Genomic DNA, 15,190 nt, shown 5'->3' on the forward strand with positions numbered 1-15,190 from the left:
CCAGTACATCGAGATCTTCTATAACCGCAAACGCTTGCATAGCAGTCTCGGGTATCAATCTCCGGACAGCTTTGAGCGTACGCTTACGGTGACGATTTAAACCGTCCGAGGAATCGGGGGTAGTCCAACCTGACCCCGATCTTGCCTTTTCCGCCCAATAGCTGAACCAGTCTACTTACCGGGCCGCGAATTGCACCTACGTCTATAGCTCCCCTACAAATTATATCGTCATCCTCCACCCTTCTTCTGTGGATTTTTAAACCCCCAGAGGATCGACGACATTACAAGATGGTACACATTGAAAATAAACGACTTAACCTGAAGTATTACGAATACTGATATCGTTGAAAAAGCGACGTACGCGAAAACCACAAACCATTGACGGACGTCGTCACCCAGGTCAGCCATTTTGATAATTGAGTAAATCACCCCACCCTTTCTTGAAAAAAGAAGAAATGCGAGGCATATGAAAATATACGCAAGCAAGTAACCAAAGAAGCGCATTACGAGGAACATGTCCCTTTTCAGGAAGGACAAACCACTCTCTGGGTCTCGCATGATTGCCTTCGCCATGAAAAGGCTCCGCTCCGTCATCGTCGCAAAAACGGTAAATCCTGCAATGAGAAATGCGAGAACCGAGAAAGCCACATTGAGGCCAAGAGCAGTAAATGATCGGACGAAATCAGCCATTAAGACATAATTTGATTTTGATAAAAAGCCGTCAACAAGGAAGCCCACGAACGACAGCAACGTCACAATCAGATTGAACTTGCTTGGCTGAAGCCGAAGGGACTTCAAAAACACCTGCCCCATCCGCTTCTCGGAGATCAGATCCTCAGGAGGCAGCTCGTTATCGGACATGCCTCATCTATCCACACGCAGGTTATTGACAACTTCCTTCTTATTAACCGGCGTTTTTGGATTCTTCACCACCCCATCTGCAACCAGTTCCATAAAACTGGTGAACATCGACTTTGCCGCATCTTTAATACCACCAACCAGCGCTTCGACGGGCTTCTTTATCTTGAAATCATCATTATTACCGACCAACTTGTCTCCACCAGTGTCCACGCCTGAAATGATAACGCGCTGATTTCCTGACTCTGTGGCTGCCGCGACCTCGGACTTCACTTTCTCCTTAGGTAGGCCCTCTCGATCCGAGAACCTCAACTTGGCATCACCAAGCGCCTCCTGCTTCTTCTGCAAAGCCTCATAGAATGACGCATCATCAACCTCATCATTTCGATCTTTAAAGAGGAATTCGACGTACTTGATGGTGGCGTACCGATCAATGAAGACATCGATATCCTCTCCCGAACTCAGAGGAATAATTTCCAGCGTTGGCCTTGGATATTTTCGCAGAAATTCAATCCTTGACGTCTTCTCTCCCCACGGCATACCCCGCTCATCTTCCTTCAAAGCCTCATATTCGCGATCAGTAAGTTCCCCGTGCTTGTACTTAAAGAAGCTAAGCATCGTCGATCGAAACTCCGACATGGAAGGCGAATCGACCATCTCCTTCATGTAGAGCAGGCGATGCTGATTAAGTATGAGGACAAAGATCGACGACGGAGCCGTCCGAAGCGTCTTCCGACTACGCGTCAAACCAGCGGCCTTGTCGTAGACTTGTTCACGAATGAGCCTCGTGTTTTTTACGATGCGGCCTGCGATCCCCTTATAAGTTTCGCCGCCGTGTACTCCTAGATTAGCAATCTGCACGCCCAGTAAAAAATATTCGGTATTGCCGCGCTTTCGCGATAGACCACTATCCTTGAAGGCCGGTATAACGACCTCATCTAGAAAATCAAGAAGAACCTGATCACCAAATCTGCACACAAGGTTGCCGAGCTCTAATGTCCGATCAGTCGCCATATCCTTATCCGACCCCCTAAAAAGTCATTTATTTAGCAGATTGAGCTTCCCCTAGCACTTTCGACGTATAAAAAAAGGCGGCAAGACTGCCGCCTTCTCTATTTTCGGCAGGCATTTGCCGAACTCACCCACACTTGCTATACCCACAATTCAAACAAGTCTGACACCCATCCATCAACACCAACGCCTTCGTATTGCACTTGGCGCACAACGTAGCCCCCGGCGGGAACCCGTTGCTCGATTCACCCGCAGCCGCCTCAGCTTCAACGCTCGGCGCCGCCTGGCTCACCTCAGTGTTTTTTTTTGCGCCAGCCTCATAGGCAGCACGCTTCTCGGCAATCAGACGCTTGGTCGACTCGTCCATCTCCGGGTCATGGATCAACCCGATGGTCTTCATATGCTGCTCGATCACCGCGCCGATCTCGGCCACGATGCTGGGCATGTAGATGCCGCCGGGCTTGAAGTAGCCGCCGCGGGGGTCGAACACGGCCTTCATCTCTTCCACCAGGAAGGTGACGTCGCCGCCCTTGCGGAACACGGCGGAGATGATGCGGGTGAGCGCGACGATCCACTGGAAGTGGTCCATGTTCTTCGAGTTGATGAAGATCTCGAAGGGGCGGCGCTGCTCGTGGGGCGTGCCGGCGTTGAGCACGATGTCGTTTACGGTGACGTAAAGCGCATGCTCGAACAGCGGCGACTTGATCTTGTAGGTGGAGCCGACCAGCGTCTCGGGACGCTCCAGGCTCTCGTGCATCTGGATGACTTCCGCCTTGGGCGCCTCCTTGGGCGCGGCGGGTGCGGCTACTGCGGCGGGCGCGGCCTTGTCCTCGGGCTTGACGACGTTATAGCCCTTGATCTTCTTTTCGATCTTGATCGCCATAAGGATGCTTCTTTTTTCTGATGTAGGCGGGAGGAGCGGCGCTGCACGGCCGTAGGCCGGAAACGCACCGGCCCGGCACAAAGGCCGGGCCGGCACGCATGACGGCTTACTTCTTCTTGCGGGCGACCTTCTTGGCCGGCTTGCGCGCGGACTTGACGGCGGCCTTCTTGCTGGCAGTGGACCTCTTGACCGCCTTCTTGGCGGTCTTCTTCACGGCGGCCTTCTTGGCCGTCTTCTTCACGGCCTTCTTGGCCGTCTTCTTGCTGCTGACCTTCTTTGCAGCCTTGCGGGCCGTCTTCTTCACGGCCTTCTTGGCGGTCTTCTTGGCGCCGGCCTTCTTGGTCGCCTTCTTCGCGACCTTCTTGGCGGCGGCCTTCTTCACCGCCTTCTTGGCGGTCTTCTTGGCGCCGGCCTTCTTCACCGCCTTCTTGGCGGTCTTCTTGGCGCCCGCTTTCTTGGCGGCCTTCTTGGCGGTCTTCTTGCCAGCGGCCTTCTTCACTGCCTTCTTGGCGGCCTTCTTGGCCGGAGCGGCCTTCTTGGCAACCTTCTTAGCAGCCTTCTTGCGCGCCTTCTTGGGGGCGGCAGGGGCTTCGGCAGCAGCCGGGGCTTCCGGCATGGCCGGCGTGGCGATCGAATCGAAATCGGTATCAATGGACATCTGGGTTTCCCCTCCGACGTGAGTTCAGTACTTGGCGTGGGCCTGCGTTTATCAAGGCGTCAAAACAGCTTTCCGGACGCAAGCCGACGGTTGCATGGCAACCGCCGGCCTGTGCTCAAAACTTGCCGTAATAGCCTTCCTTCAAGGCATCAAATAGGTTTGCGGCGGTGTGCAGCTCCCCGTCGTATTCCACTTCTTCATTGCCTTTCAGTTCGATAACGCTACCGTCTTCCAATTCGAAGCGGTAGAGGGTGCTCTCAAGATCGGCTTCCTTCACCAGCACGCCCTGGAACGCGGCGGGGTTGAAACGGAAGGTCGTGCAGCCCTTGAGGCCCTGTTTATAGGCGTAGAAGTAGATGTCCTTGAAATCTTCGTACGGATAGTCCGTGGGCACGTTCGCGGTCTTGGAGATCGAGGAATCGATCCATTTCTGCGAGGCGGCCTGGATATCCACGTGCTCTTTCGGCGTGATGTCGTCGGCGGACACGAAGTATTCCGGCAGCTTGGACTGCGGATCGTCGCTGAACGGCATGGCGGCGGCATTGATGAGGCCGCGGTAGGCGAGCAGCTCGTAGCTGTACACCTCGACCTTTTCCTTGGTCTTGCGGCCTTCGCGGATCACGTTGCGCGAATAGTGGTGGGCGAAGCTCGGTTCGATGCCGTTGCTGGCGTTGTTGGCCAGCGACAGCGAGATGGTGCCGGTGGGCGCGATCGAGCTGTGGTGGGTGAAGCGGGCGCCGACTTCGGCGAGCTCAGCCACCAGGTTCGGCGCCACCGAGGCCACGCGCTGCATGTAGCGGCTGTACTTGGCGTGCAGCACGCGGCCGGGGATGGCGTCGCCCACCTTCCAGCCGTCGGCGGCCATTTCCGGGCGCTTGCGCAGCATGTCGCCGGTGACGGCGAATTCCTCGGACAGGATCGGGGCCGGGCCCTTTTCCTTGGCCAGGTCCAGCGCCACTTCCCAGCCGGCCACGGCCATCTCGCGCGAGACGTCTTCGGTGAAGGCCACCGCGTCGGCGTTGCCGTAGCGCATCTTCAGCATGGTGATCGTGGACCCTAAGCCCAGGAAGCCCATGCCGTGGCGGCGCTTGGACAGGATCTCGTTGCGCTGCTGCTGCAGCGGCAGGCCGTTGATCTCCACCACGTTGTCGAGCATGCGGGTGAACACCTTCACCACTTCGCGGTACTCGTCCCAGTCGAAGCGGGCCTTGGGGCCGAAGGGGTCGCGCACGAAGGTGGTGAGGTTGATCGAGCCCAGCAGGCAGGAGCCGTACGGCGGCAGGGGCTGCTCGCCGCAGGGGTTGGTGGCGCGGATGTGCTCGCACCACCAGTTGTTGTTCATCTCGTTGACCTTGTCGATCAGGATGAACCCCGGCTCGGCGTAGTCGTACGTCGAGACCATGATCATGTCCCACAGATGGCGGGCGCGGATGTGGCCGTAGATCTTGCAGGCGACCAGGCCATCCTCGCGGGACACGTAGTTCTGGTGGGTGGGCCATTCGCGCCACACCACCTTGGCCGGGTCGGTCAGGTCGATCTCGTCCTGTTCCTTCACGTGCACCGGGAAGACCATCGGCCAGTCCTGGTCGTGCTCCACCGCCTGCATGAAGCCGTCGGTGATCAGCAGGCTGAGGTTGAACTGGCGCAGGCGGCCGTCTTCGCGCTTGGCGCGGATGAATTCCTTGACGTCCGGATGGCTCACGTCGAACGTGCCCATCTGCGCGCCGCGGCGGCCGCCGGCGGACGAGACGGTGAAGCACATCTTGTCGTAGATATCCATGAAGGACAGCGGACCGCTGGTGTAGGCGCCGGCGCCCGACACGTAGGCGCCGCGCGGGCGCAGCGTGCTGAACTCGTAGCCGATGCCGCAGCCGGCCTTCAAGGTGAGGCCCGCTTCGTGCACCTTTTCCAGGATGTCGTCCATGGAGTCGGTGATGGTGCCCGACACGGTGCAGTTGATGGTGGAGGTGGCGGGCTTGTGCTCCAGCGCGCCGGCGTTGGAGGTGATGCGGCCGGCGGGAATCGCACCGCGGCGCAGTGCCCACAGGAAGCGCTCGAACCAGTGCTGGCGCAGCTCCGGCGTGGCTTCCACTTCGGACAGCGCGCGCGCGACGCGCTGGTAGGTTTCGTCGACGCTGCCGTCGACCGGATCGCCCGACTTGGCTTTCAGGCGGTATTTCTTGTCCCAGATATCGTAGGACGCAGGCTGCAGCGGAATCATGGCGGCGCCGTCTCTATTGATTTCCGCACCCACAGCTGGTGCACGCACAGTGCTCATCGGCTTCCTGACCTCCCGGTTTGGCCTCACGGCCCCGTTGTTTTTTCTTAGTCTGGTTTTGGATCGTCCGCGCGTACGTCGCTGTGTGCGAGGCCGTGCCTGACGCCCCCCTGCCGACTCTGCGACAACTCCCCCTAGAGCTGTCACTTTGGCACCAGCATTAGTTGGAGCGCCGGCGCCTATACACAAGATGTTGTGGTGCGAACGGAGGTGCAAGTTACCCCTGGGATCGTCCGATGTCAAAGATTTTTGCGCGCGATCACGTTTGGAACTGTCAGCGTTGAGTTACGTCGAAGTGAGCGGCTTTCCGAAGCGCGCGTCGGTGCTTAGCTGATGTGCGCGACAGGTATTTCGGGAAGCTCGGTAGGGCTTGTCTGAAGCCTCTGTCGTCCCGACAAAGTCGCTGTGCAGCGCGTCCTAAGATGCCGCTCAGCCGATCGACCTGAACCATCGCGTCCGCTGCCGGATGCGCTCACTCGAAAGGGAGTCGTTTTCCATGTCGCACCGCCGTATCCGTCCGCTCGCCGCCCTGTTCGCCGCCGTGCTCGGCCTCGCCGCGCCGCTGTCCAGCCAGGCCTCCCTGCCCGCCACCGCCGACGGCCAGCCGCTGCCCTCGCTGGCGCCGATGCTGGAGAAGGTGACGCCGGCGGTGGTGAACATCTCGACCAAGACGCGCGTGCAGGTGCGCGATCCGTTCTTCGACGACCCGGTGTTCCGCCAGTTCTTCGGCGTGCCCGGCTCGCAGCGGGAGCGGGTGGCGCAGAGCCTGGGTTCGGGGGTGATCGTGGATGCGGCCAAGGGCTACATCCTCACCAACAACCATGTGGTGGGCGGCGCGGACGACATCACGGTGAGCCTGCAGGACGGGCGCGACTTCAAAGGCAAGCTGATCGGCACCGATCCGGACACCGACGTGGCGGTGGTGCAGATCCAGGCCACCGGGTTGCAGGCGCTGCCCATTGCCGATTCCTCGAAGCTGCGCGTAGGCGATTTCGTGGTGGCGGTAGGCGATCCCTTCGGGCTGAGCCAGTCGGTGACGTCGGGCATCGTGTCGGCGCTGGGGCGTTCCGGTCTGGGCGGCACGGGCTATCAGAACTTCATCCAGACCGATGCCTCGATCAACCCTGGCAACTCCGGCGGCGCGCTGGTGAACCTGCGCGGCGAGCTGGTGGGCATCAACACCATGATTTTCTCGCCCTCGGGCGGCAACGTGGGCATCGGCTTCGCCATTCCCACCAATCTCGGCCGCGACGTGATGGAGCAGCTGATCGCGCACGGCAAGGTGAGCCGCGGCAACCTCGGCATCGAGACCCAGGACATCACCCCGCGCATCGCCCAGGTGCTGGGCCTGAAGAACGCCAGCGGCGCGGTGGTGACGCGGGTGAGTGCGGGTTCCGCCGCGGACGGTGCCGACATCGAGACGGGCGACGTGATCACCGCCATTGACGGCAAGCCGCTGCGCAATTCGCAGGAGCTACGCAACGCCGAGGGCCTGCTGCCGGTGGGCAGCACGGTGAAGCTGACGGTGCAGCGCAATGGCGCCAATCGCGAAGTGACGGCGAAGCTGACGCCGGAGAAACTGGCGACGGTGGATGGGGCGACGCTGGATCCGCGCCTGGCGGGTGTGACGTTCAGCGATCTGTCGCAGAACCTGCGCAGCCAGGGCGTGGCTGGCGTGGCGGTGCAGAGCGTGAAGCCGGGGAGCCGGGCGGCGCTGGCCGGGCTGGCGACCAGCGATGTGGTGCTGGGGGTGGGAAATGCGCGGATTCCGAATCTGGCGACGTTGAAGCGGCTGGCGGGGGTGAAGCCGCGGCAATTGGTGCTGGTGGTGTCGGGGGATGAGGGTGTGCGGTACGTCGATGTGCGTTGATGCGACGCACTCCAGGACATCGCAGCTTTAGCCCCTCTCCCATCGGGAGAGGGGTTGGGGTGAGGGTACGGGCGGAGTAGCAAGAGTGATGTACACCGCTCCGGCCGGACCCTCATCCGGCTGCCGCCACCTTCTCCCGGTGGGAGAAGGATTCAGGTGTGAGAACTGAGGGGTTCTCGCGAACGCTTTCACACTTCCAATGTTCTCCCGGGTGAACACGTGACGCCCGTCGCATCACCCTCTGATATCCACCCCTCCCGTCAGCCCCCATTTCATTTTCTTGCCCCACGATGGCGGGCGAGGGAGTTTCCGGGCGTTTTTTCTGACCCGGAGCGCATTGATTCGCTTGATTGTTCTCAAGCAGCCGGATGAAATACCGCAGCTTTGTCCGACGCATGCGCGCCATGACGGCAGTACGCGGTCCCATCTCCAGTCGAACCCCGGGGTTTCCCATACCTATGTCCTTCCGTCTCGCACGCATCCTTTCCGTCGCGCTGCTCAGCGTTGCCGCCGCCTCCGCGGCGCAGGCCGCGCCCAAAGCCAAGACTTCCAAGAAGCCCGCCCAGCCCGCCGCTCCCACGCTGGTCTGGCGCGGCGATCAGGCGACGGCGCGCGGCCTGGTCACCGACGTGGCCAAGGCCTACGAAAAGGCCGGCAAGGGCAAGATCGAGGTGCAGCCGTTCAACACGGCCTCGGGCCTGGATGCGGTAGCCAAGGGCACCGCCGATTTCGCCGGTTCCGCGCGCGGCCCGGACGGTTCGGCCGAGAGCAGCCTGGTGTTCACGCCGGTGGCGTGGGATGCGCTGGTGATGATCACCTACCCGTCCAACCCGGTGAACAGCCTGACCCTGAGCCAGGTGCACGACATCTACTACGGCAAGATCACCAACTGGAAGGATGTCGGCGGCAACGATCAGGAGATCGACCTGTACGCCGTGGCCAGCCCCGGTGACGGCGTGGAATACAGCCTGCGCAAGCTGCTGTTCGGCCACGGCAACCAGCCGGTGGCGGCGCCGCGCCTGTACGTGAACACCATGAAGCTGGAAGAAGCGGTGACGCTGGATCCGAAGGCGCTGGGCGTGACCACGCTGGCCGGCGTCAGCGGCAACCGCAAAGTGAAGACGATCAACATCAACGGCACCCCGCCGAGCCCGGCGACGGTGAAGGACGGCAGCTATCCGCTGTTTATCCCGGTCTACCTGATCACCAGCGACAACAGCCCGAAGGTGGCGCAGCTGAAGGTGTTCATGGACTTCCTCGGCACCGACCCCGCGCGCGAAGTGGCGCGCAAGCACGACCTGGTGCCGTACGACGAAGCGCCGGCGCTGGCCGAGCTGGATATCTCGCGCCGCCCGAAGATCCTGGCCGAAGTGGGCGCCCGCCCGATGTCGAACGAACCGGTCGCGACGCCGACGCCGGTGGCCGCACCGGGCGCGATGTACGCCTCGCGCGTGGCGACCTCGCCGACCTCCGAGCTGACCCAGCAGTCCAAGCAGGACCTGCAGGCGCGCAACGACGCCAGCGCCGAGAAGAAGGCCGCCGCCGTGGCCGCCGCCACCGGCGACAAGACCTACGTCGTGGCCAAGGGCGACACGCTGTCGGTGATCGCCAAGAAGAATTCGGTGACCGTCGCCGACCTGCGCAGCTGGAACGATCTGAAGAACGACAACGTGAAGATCGGCCAGGTGCTGAAGCTGGGCCTCTGACGCACACCGTGCGCATCCGGGCCCTCACGCTCGACCTCGACGACACGCTCTGGCCGGTACTCCCCGCGCTGGAGCGTGCCGACCAGGAGCTGGACGCCTACCTGCGCCAGCATTACCCCGACGTAGCGCGCGCCTGGCCCATTCCGGCCATGCGCGCCCTGCGCGCCCAGGTGGCGCAAGAACACCTGGAACTCGCCCACGATTTCACCGCTCAGCGGCACATCACCATGCAGCGCGCCTTCACCGCGTGCGGCATTGCGGAAGCGCCGCTGGACGTGCTGTGGGACATCTACTTCACCGCACGCAACAGCGTCGAGCTCTACGCCGACAGCCTGCCGGCCCTGCAACGCATCACCGCCACCTTTCCCGTCGCCAGCCTTACCAATGGCAATGCGGACCTCGACATGATCGGGATCCGCGCGCATTTCGCGCATCACATCTGTGCGCGGGATACCGGGATCGCAAAGCCCGATGCGCGGATTTTTTCTGCGGCCGCTGAACGCTTAGGCGTGGCGCCGGAGGAGATCCTGCATGTGGGGGACGACCCGGTGCTGGATGTGGCCGGGGCGCGCGAGGCTGGATTGCGCACGGCTTGGATCAATCGTGAGCGCGTGGCGTGGCCGGAGGCGCTTGGGGCGCCGCCGGAGTTGGATCTGGCGGATATGACGGCGCTGGCGGATTGGTTGGAAGCGCAATCGCGCTGACGCCAGCGTAGGTTGGGGTGAGCCGCAGGCGAACCCCAACATCCCCTCGTTCAAGCGCATCGCATTGTTGGGGTTCGCCTGCGGCTCACCCCAACCTACGCCCGATGAGCAGGCGGCAAAGCCGCCGCGTTCCGCTTGCGCGCTTTTGCTTCTGCTCTTGATCTAGCTCTTGATCTACCGGGTCCCCTTGGCGCCGGCGGTGAGGGCGCCAAGCAGGGTGCCCTTCTCTTTGCTTACTTTCTCTTGGGCACGCAAGAGAAAGTAAGTCGGGCCGCGGCAGCGGCACGAAACCCTCGCCAACGGCGAGACACCCCAGCGCCAGCGCAACAACCGAGCGATACCGCCACTGGATCCCGGCCTACGCCGGGATGACGAGCGAGGCTCACGCCGGAATGACGACCAGGCGGGTCGCCCGCCCACCCAAAAGCGCGCATCATTGCGCGCTACGCCAAGCAAGCCGCGCCCCCCGCGCGGCGATGGAGTCCCATGTCCCTGATCGAACGCAAAACCGGCGACCGCCAAACCATCGCCATCGAAACCACCGACACGACCCACCTCGCCGCCAGCAAAAAACGCCTCAGCGCCGCCCAGCGCAAATGGCTCGAACAGACCGGCTTCGAAGCCGCCCCCGGCAGCATCGCCCTGCTCCCTGACGCCAACGGCAAGCTGCAGCGCGTACTCGCCGGCGTCGACGCAGGCGATGCGCTCAACGCCATCGCCCACCTGCCGAAAACGCTGCCGGAAGGCAGCTACCACCTCGCCGACGAAGGCGTACTCGCCGACCCCGCGCAGGCCGCCCTGGGCTGGGCCCTCGGCGCCTACGAATTCACCCGCTACCGCAAGGCCAAGCGCGCACCGGCCACGCTGGCCGTCAAAGCCGCCGAGCTGAAGACGCTGGCCCCGCTGGTCGACGCCACCGCGCAGGTGCGCGACCTGGTCAACACGCCCACCGAGGACATGGGTCCGAAGCAGCTCGCCGAAGCGGTGAACCAGCTTGGCAAGGCCTACAAGGCCAAGGTGCGCGAGTGGGTCGGCGACGAGCTGCTCAAGGCCAACTTCCCCACCATCCACGCCGTGGGCCGCGCCAGCCATCGCGCGCCGCGCCTGATCGAATTGAACTGGGGCAAGAGCGGCGATCCGCTGCTGTCGGTGGTCGGCAAGGGCGTGTGCTTCGACACCGGCGGCCTGGATCTGAAAGCCGCCGACGGCATGCGCTGGATGAAGAAAGACATGGGCGGCGCCGCGCATGCGATCGCGCTGGCGCGCCTGATCATGGACGCGAAGCTGCCGGTGCGCCTGCAGCTGCTGATCCCGGCGGTGGAGAACGCGGTGAGCGGCAATGCGCTGCGTCCGGGCGAGGTGGTGATCACCCGCGCCGGCCACAGCGTGGAGATCGACAACACCGACGCCGAGGGCCGCCTGGTGCTGTGCGATGCGCTGGCCTATGCGGGCGAGCAGCAGCCGGACCTGATCGTGGATTTCGCCACGCTCACCGGCGCCGCGCGCGTGGCGCTGGGGCCGGACCTGCCGGCGCTGTTCGCCAACCGCGACGAGCTGGCCGAGCAGGCGATGGCCGCCGGCCACGCGGTGCAGGACCCGCTGTGGCGCCTGCCGCTGTGGCGTCCGTACCGGAAGATGCTCGACTCCTACCTCGCCGACTTCGCCAACAGCGGCGCCTCGCGCCACGCCGGTGCGATCACCGCGGCGCTGTACCTGGAGCGCTTTGTCGCCGACACCACGCCGTGGCTGCACCTGGACACGTATGCGTGGAACGATGGCGACCGCCCGGGCCGTCCGCGCGGCGGCGAGGCGATGGGCCTGCGTGCGCTGTTCGCGCTGCTGCAGAAGCGCTACGTGCGGGCGTAGCCCGTAGGTTGGAGTGAGCCGCAGGCGAACTCCAACGTCGCGCTCCGGCAGGCGGCGGTATGCGTTGGGGTTCGCTGCGCTCACCCCAACCTACGCCGGGCGCCATGGTCATAGCGGTACTGCGTGCGGCCGCCGGACATCGCGGCCCAATTCGTGGGCGATGTCGGCCAGTACACGCTGCAGGCGTAGCAGCACATCGTCGCTGCGGAAGCGGCGCAGGCGGTAGCCCTTGCCTTCGAGGGTGCGGGTACGTGCGGAGTGGTAGCACGGTGCGGCCTGCACGCGGCCGTCGTCGATCTCGACGATCAGCCGCGCCGGCACGCAGACCATGTCGACCAGGTAGCCGGCGATCAGATGGTGGCGGCGGAAGCGGTAGCGGACGCTGTCCTCGCCCTGCAGCGCCAGCCACAGGCGGCGCTCGGCGTGGACGCATTGCTGGCGTTGCTGGTCGGCCTGGCGGCGGAGGTGGTGCATGGGACGCTCCTGGCGATCGGGGGAAGCACAGTGGGCGCCTGTGCCCCCTGTCCCGGCCATCGGGCGCCGCCACGCCGCGCGGTCGGCCCGCGCCGCCGCCGCAGGGCAGGTTCCAGCGACATCGTGTAGGCCGGCGCCAGTGCCAGCCGGCATGACCTTCGGCGATGTTGCCTAGGACACTTCACTGCCATGCTTAGTACTTCACTCACAGGGAGCCTCCCCATGCCGACCCTTCGCCCCCGCCTGCTCGCCCTGGGCCTGGCCGCCCTGCTGGGCACCCCCGCCGCCTTCGCCGCCGACACGCCGGAAAAGCTGCCCGAGCAGCCGCCGCTGAGCGCGCAGACGCAGCGCTCCGGCGGCGAAATGCCGGCCGAGCAGCAGCGGCTGAACTTCGATCACGCCGAGCTGCACTTCGCGGTGGATATCCCCAAGGAGACGCTGGACGCCACGGCGCGGCTCACCTTCAGCGCGCGCGAAGCGACCGACGTGCTGCTGCTGGACCTGGATCCGGAACTGAAGATCGGCAGCATCGCACTGGACGGCAAGGCTTTGCCGACCAGCGCCTGGAGCAACCCTGACGGCCGCCTGCGGATTTCCCTGACCAAGCCGCTGGCCAAGGGCGGCAAGACCACGGTGGAGATCCGCTACGGCGGCAAGCCGCACGTGGCCAAGCGCGCACCCTGGGACGGCGGCTTCGTATGGGCCAAGACCGAGGACGGCCAGCCGTGGATCGCCACCGCGGTGGAAGGCGAAGGCTGCGACATGTTCTGGCCGTGCATCGACCATCCGATGGGCAAGCCCGACCTGGTCGACACCTACATCACCGTGCCCAAGTCGCTGGCGGCGCCGGGCAACGGCGTGCTGGTGGACATCAAGGACGAGGGCGCGAACCACACCTACCATTGGCGCGCCAAGCATCCGACCACCTATGCGATCTCGCTGAATATCGGCCCGTTCGACGTGCTGAAGGGCGACTACAAGAGCCATTACGGCAACACCATCCCGATGCAGATGTGGTACCTGCGCGGCCACGAGGCGCAGGCGAAGCAGTTGTTCGGCGAGTTCCCGCGCATGCTCGATTTCTTCGAGCAGGAGATCGGCCCCTACCCGTTCGGCGACGAGAAGATGGGCGTGGTGGAAACGCCGCATCTGGGCATGGAGCACCAGACCATCAATGCCTACGGCAACGGCTACCCGCGCGACCAGTACGGCTTCGACTGGCTGCTGCAGCACGAGTTTTCGCATGAGTGGTTCGGCAACCAGGTGACCAATGTCGACTGGGACGACATGTGGATCCACGAGGGTTTCGGCACCTATATGCAGCCGCTGTACGGCCAGTATCTGTACGGCGACATGCCCTACTTCTCGATGCTGCAGACCGAGCGCACGGCGGTGCGCAACGCGCATCCGATCGTGGCCGGCCGCCATCAGTTCGAGCACGAGGTGTACGACGCCGACACCGGTCCGGCCAACGACATCTACTACAAGGGCTCGCTGATGCTGCACACGCTGCGGCAGATGATCGGCGACAAGGCCTTCTTCGAGACGGTGCGCCGGCTGGTGTACGGCCGTCCCGATCCGAAGCCGGGCAATTTCGCACCGCACTATGCGACGACGCGCGATTACATCGGCATCGTCAAGCAGGTGACGGGGAAGGATCTGGGCTGGTTCTTCGATGTGTACCTGTACGAATCCGCATTGCCGGCGCTGGAAGTGAAGCGCGAGGGCGACACGGTGTCGCTGCACTGGAAGGTGCCGCACGACAAGCCGTTCCCGATGCCAGTGGAGGTGCAGGTGGGCGACGCCGTGCAGACGCTGCCGATGGCCGATGGCAATGGTTCGGTGAAGGCGCCGGCCGGCGCGCTGGTGGTGGTGGATCCGCGCAGCAAGGTGCTGCGGGAACTGCCGCATATCGGCGAGTACCAGCGGTGGAAGAAGGAAGAGATGGAGAAGCAGGCTAAGGCGAAGAAGAAGGGGTGATAGCCCATCGTCTGGACTCGCCCCTCAAGCTGGAATCCTTCTCCCTCCGGGAGAAGGTGGCGGCAGCCGGATGAGGGTTCGGCCGGAGCGTTGCACATCACCCTTGCGCTCCGACCGTACCCTCACCCCAACCCCTCTCCCGGGGGGAGAGGGGCTTAACTATGGAGGCGGCAGTCGGCCCACCGGCTCAGGCTCCGCCTCGCCGAACAACCGCCGCAACGTGCGAAACACCACCCGCACCCCACGCACGATCTTCGGCAACAACCACACCATCAACACCACGAACAAACCCAGCACCACCAGCAGCGCCAGCGGGTGCTGCCACATCAGGTAGAACATGCCGGCCCAGGTGAGGTCTTCGCTCACGCTGGCGCCCCAGTTGCTGAAGGGCTCCGGCGAGGTGTTGATCAGCGCGCGCGTGCCGGACTTGGCCAGATGCGTGCTCGACACCAGCGCACCGCCCAGCAGCGCCGCGGCAGCCTGCATCGCGGGCGACGCATCCTTGAACACCCCCCAGGCCAGCAGCGTGCCGGCGGGGATGCGGATAAAGGTGTGGATCGCATCCCACACGCTGTCGAAGGCCGGAATCTTGTCGGCGAGGAATTCGCCGAGCATCAGCACGCCGGAGACGATCAGTACCCAGTTGTCGCCGAGCATCTCCAGCCCCGGCGGCAGGTGCACCACGCCGAAGCGGCCGAGCAGGCCGGCCAGGAAGACGGTGGCGTAGAGGCGCACGCCGCTGGCCCAGGCCAGGCCGCCGGCGAGCGCGACGTTCGATAACGTGTCCATGGCGGGCCTCTGCGGGGGGGCGTCGGCGCTTATGTAGCACAGGCGTAGGTTGGGGTTCGCCTGTGGCTCACCCCAACCTACGCCGGGTGGTGCATGGGGCATAAAAAAAAGCG

The 15,190-nt window shown here is 63.6% G+C and carries 12 protein-coding genes; 5 read left to right on the forward strand and 7 right to left on the reverse strand.

Going from position 1 to position 15,190, the window contains the following annotated elements; translation table 11 throughout:
• Positions 1-228: 228 nt before the first annotated feature.
• The 5 genes from KK141_RS22540 to KK141_RS22560 form a co-directional block, all read right to left on the reverse strand.
• Positions 229-861, reverse strand: coding sequence for a hypothetical protein (locus tag KK141_RS22540; RefSeq protein WP_214573165.1), 633 nt, complete (start codon positions 859-861; stop codon positions 229-231).
• Between the two features lie 3 nt (positions 862-864).
• The gene (locus KK141_RS22545) at positions 865-1,872 is read right to left on the reverse strand and encodes a hypothetical protein (protein WP_214573166.1); all 1,008 of its coding nucleotides are present in this window, start codon (positions 1,870-1,872) and stop codon (positions 865-867) included.
• A gap of 124 nt (positions 1,873-1,996) precedes the next feature.
• On the reverse strand, positions 1,997-2,752 hold the full coding sequence (locus KK141_RS22550) for an NrdJb (RefSeq protein ID WP_167258535.1): 756 nt from the start codon (positions 2,750-2,752) through the stop codon (positions 1,997-1,999).
• A 106-nt stretch (positions 2,753-2,858) separates the two neighbouring features.
• Positions 2,859-3,368, reverse strand: coding sequence for a hypothetical protein (locus KK141_RS22555; protein ID WP_214573167.1), 510 nt, complete (start codon positions 3,366-3,368; stop codon positions 2,859-2,861).
• A gap of 157 nt (positions 3,369-3,525) precedes the next feature.
• Positions 3,526-5,688 carry an adenosylcobalamin-dependent ribonucleoside-diphosphate reductase gene (locus KK141_RS22560; protein ID WP_214573168.1) on the reverse strand — a complete coding sequence of 721 codons (2,163 nt, stop codon included), beginning with the start codon at positions 5,686-5,688 and terminating at the stop codon, positions 3,526-3,528.
• A gap of 496 nt (positions 5,689-6,184) precedes the next feature.
• On the opposite strand from KK141_RS22560, the gene KK141_RS22565 reads away from it, so the two are divergent.
• From KK141_RS22565 to KK141_RS22580, 4 genes are all read left to right on the forward strand, one after another.
• Positions 6,185-7,558, forward strand: coding sequence for a DegQ family serine endoprotease (locus tag KK141_RS22565; protein WP_214573169.1), 1,374 nt, complete (start codon positions 6,185-6,187; stop codon positions 7,556-7,558).
• Between the two features lie 458 nt (positions 7,559-8,016).
• Positions 8,017-9,264 (forward strand): substrate-binding domain-containing protein, encoded by a 1,248-nt coding sequence (locus KK141_RS22570; RefSeq protein WP_214573170.1) that lies wholly within the window; start codon positions 8,017-8,019, stop codon positions 9,262-9,264.
• A gap of 8 nt (positions 9,265-9,272) precedes the next feature.
• Entirely contained in the window at positions 9,273-9,968 is a 696-nt protein-coding gene (locus tag KK141_RS22575; RefSeq protein WP_214573171.1) for an HAD family hydrolase, read from the forward strand.
• Between the two features lie 486 nt (positions 9,969-10,454).
• Entirely contained in the window at positions 10,455-11,834 is a 1,380-nt protein-coding gene (locus KK141_RS22580; protein WP_214573172.1) for a leucyl aminopeptidase family protein, read from the forward strand.
• A gap of 108 nt (positions 11,835-11,942) precedes the next feature.
• Here the strand turns inward: KK141_RS22580 and KK141_RS22585 are convergent, their stop codons facing one another.
• Positions 11,943-12,308, reverse strand: coding sequence for a DUF559 domain-containing protein (locus tag KK141_RS22585; protein WP_214573173.1), 366 nt, complete (start codon positions 12,306-12,308; stop codon positions 11,943-11,945).
• 222 nt (positions 12,309-12,530) lie between these two features.
• On the opposite strand from KK141_RS22585, the gene KK141_RS22590 reads away from it, so the two are divergent.
• Positions 12,531-14,288 (forward strand): M1 family metallopeptidase, encoded by a 1,758-nt coding sequence (locus KK141_RS22590; RefSeq protein WP_214573174.1) that lies wholly within the window; start codon positions 12,531-12,533, stop codon positions 14,286-14,288.
• 159 nt (positions 14,289-14,447) lie between these two features.
• On the opposite strand, the gene KK141_RS22595 is transcribed toward KK141_RS22590, so the two are convergent.
• The gene (locus KK141_RS22595; protein ID WP_214573175.1) at positions 14,448-15,077 is read right to left on the reverse strand and encodes a DUF4126 domain-containing protein; all 630 of its coding nucleotides are present in this window, start codon (positions 15,075-15,077) and stop codon (positions 14,448-14,450) included.
• Between the last annotated feature and the right edge of the window lie 113 nt (positions 15,078-15,190).

It is taken from the genome of Dyella sp. LX-66, from assembly GCF_018599165.1.
Taxonomy (GTDB): domain Bacteria; phylum Pseudomonadota; class Gammaproteobacteria; order Xanthomonadales; family Rhodanobacteraceae; genus Dyella_D; species Dyella_D marensis.

Excerpts from the sequence above, each read along its gene's own strand:
- KK141_RS22595 (WP_214573175.1), bottom strand. The coding sequence starts at position 15,077 with ATGGACACGTTATCGAACGTCGCGCTCGCCGGCGGCCTGGCCTGGGCC.
- KK141_RS22560 (WP_214573168.1), bottom strand. The coding sequence starts at position 5,688 with ATGAGCACTGTGCGTGCACCAGCTGTGGGTGCGGAAATCAATAGAGAC.
- KK141_RS22545 (WP_214573166.1), bottom strand. The coding sequence starts at position 1,872 with ATGGCGACTGATCGGACATTAGAGCTCGGCAACCTTGTGTGCAGATTT.
- KK141_RS22585 (WP_214573173.1), bottom strand. The coding sequence starts at position 12,308 with ATGCACCACCTCCGCCGCCAGGCCGACCAGCAACGCCAGCAATGCGTC.
- KK141_RS22590 (WP_214573174.1), top strand. The coding sequence starts at position 12,531 with ATGCCGACCCTTCGCCCCCGCCTGCTCGCCCTGGGCCTGGCCGCCCTG.
- KK141_RS22540 (WP_214573165.1), bottom strand. The coding sequence starts at position 861 with ATGTCCGATAACGAGCTGCCTCCTGAGGATCTGATCTCCGAGAAGCGG.
- KK141_RS22550 (WP_167258535.1), bottom strand. The coding sequence starts at position 2,752 with ATGGCGATCAAGATCGAAAAGAAGATCAAGGGCTATAACGTCGTCAAG.
- KK141_RS22555 (WP_214573167.1), bottom strand. The coding sequence starts at position 3,368 with ATGCCGGAAGCCCCGGCTGCTGCCGAAGCCCCTGCCGCCCCCAAGAAG.
- KK141_RS22565 (WP_214573169.1), top strand. The coding sequence starts at position 6,185 with ATGTCGCACCGCCGTATCCGTCCGCTCGCCGCCCTGTTCGCCGCCGTG.
- KK141_RS22570 (WP_214573170.1), top strand. The coding sequence starts at position 8,017 with ATGTCCTTCCGTCTCGCACGCATCCTTTCCGTCGCGCTGCTCAGCGTT.
- KK141_RS22580 (WP_214573172.1), top strand. The coding sequence starts at position 10,455 with ATGTCCCTGATCGAACGCAAAACCGGCGACCGCCAAACCATCGCCATC.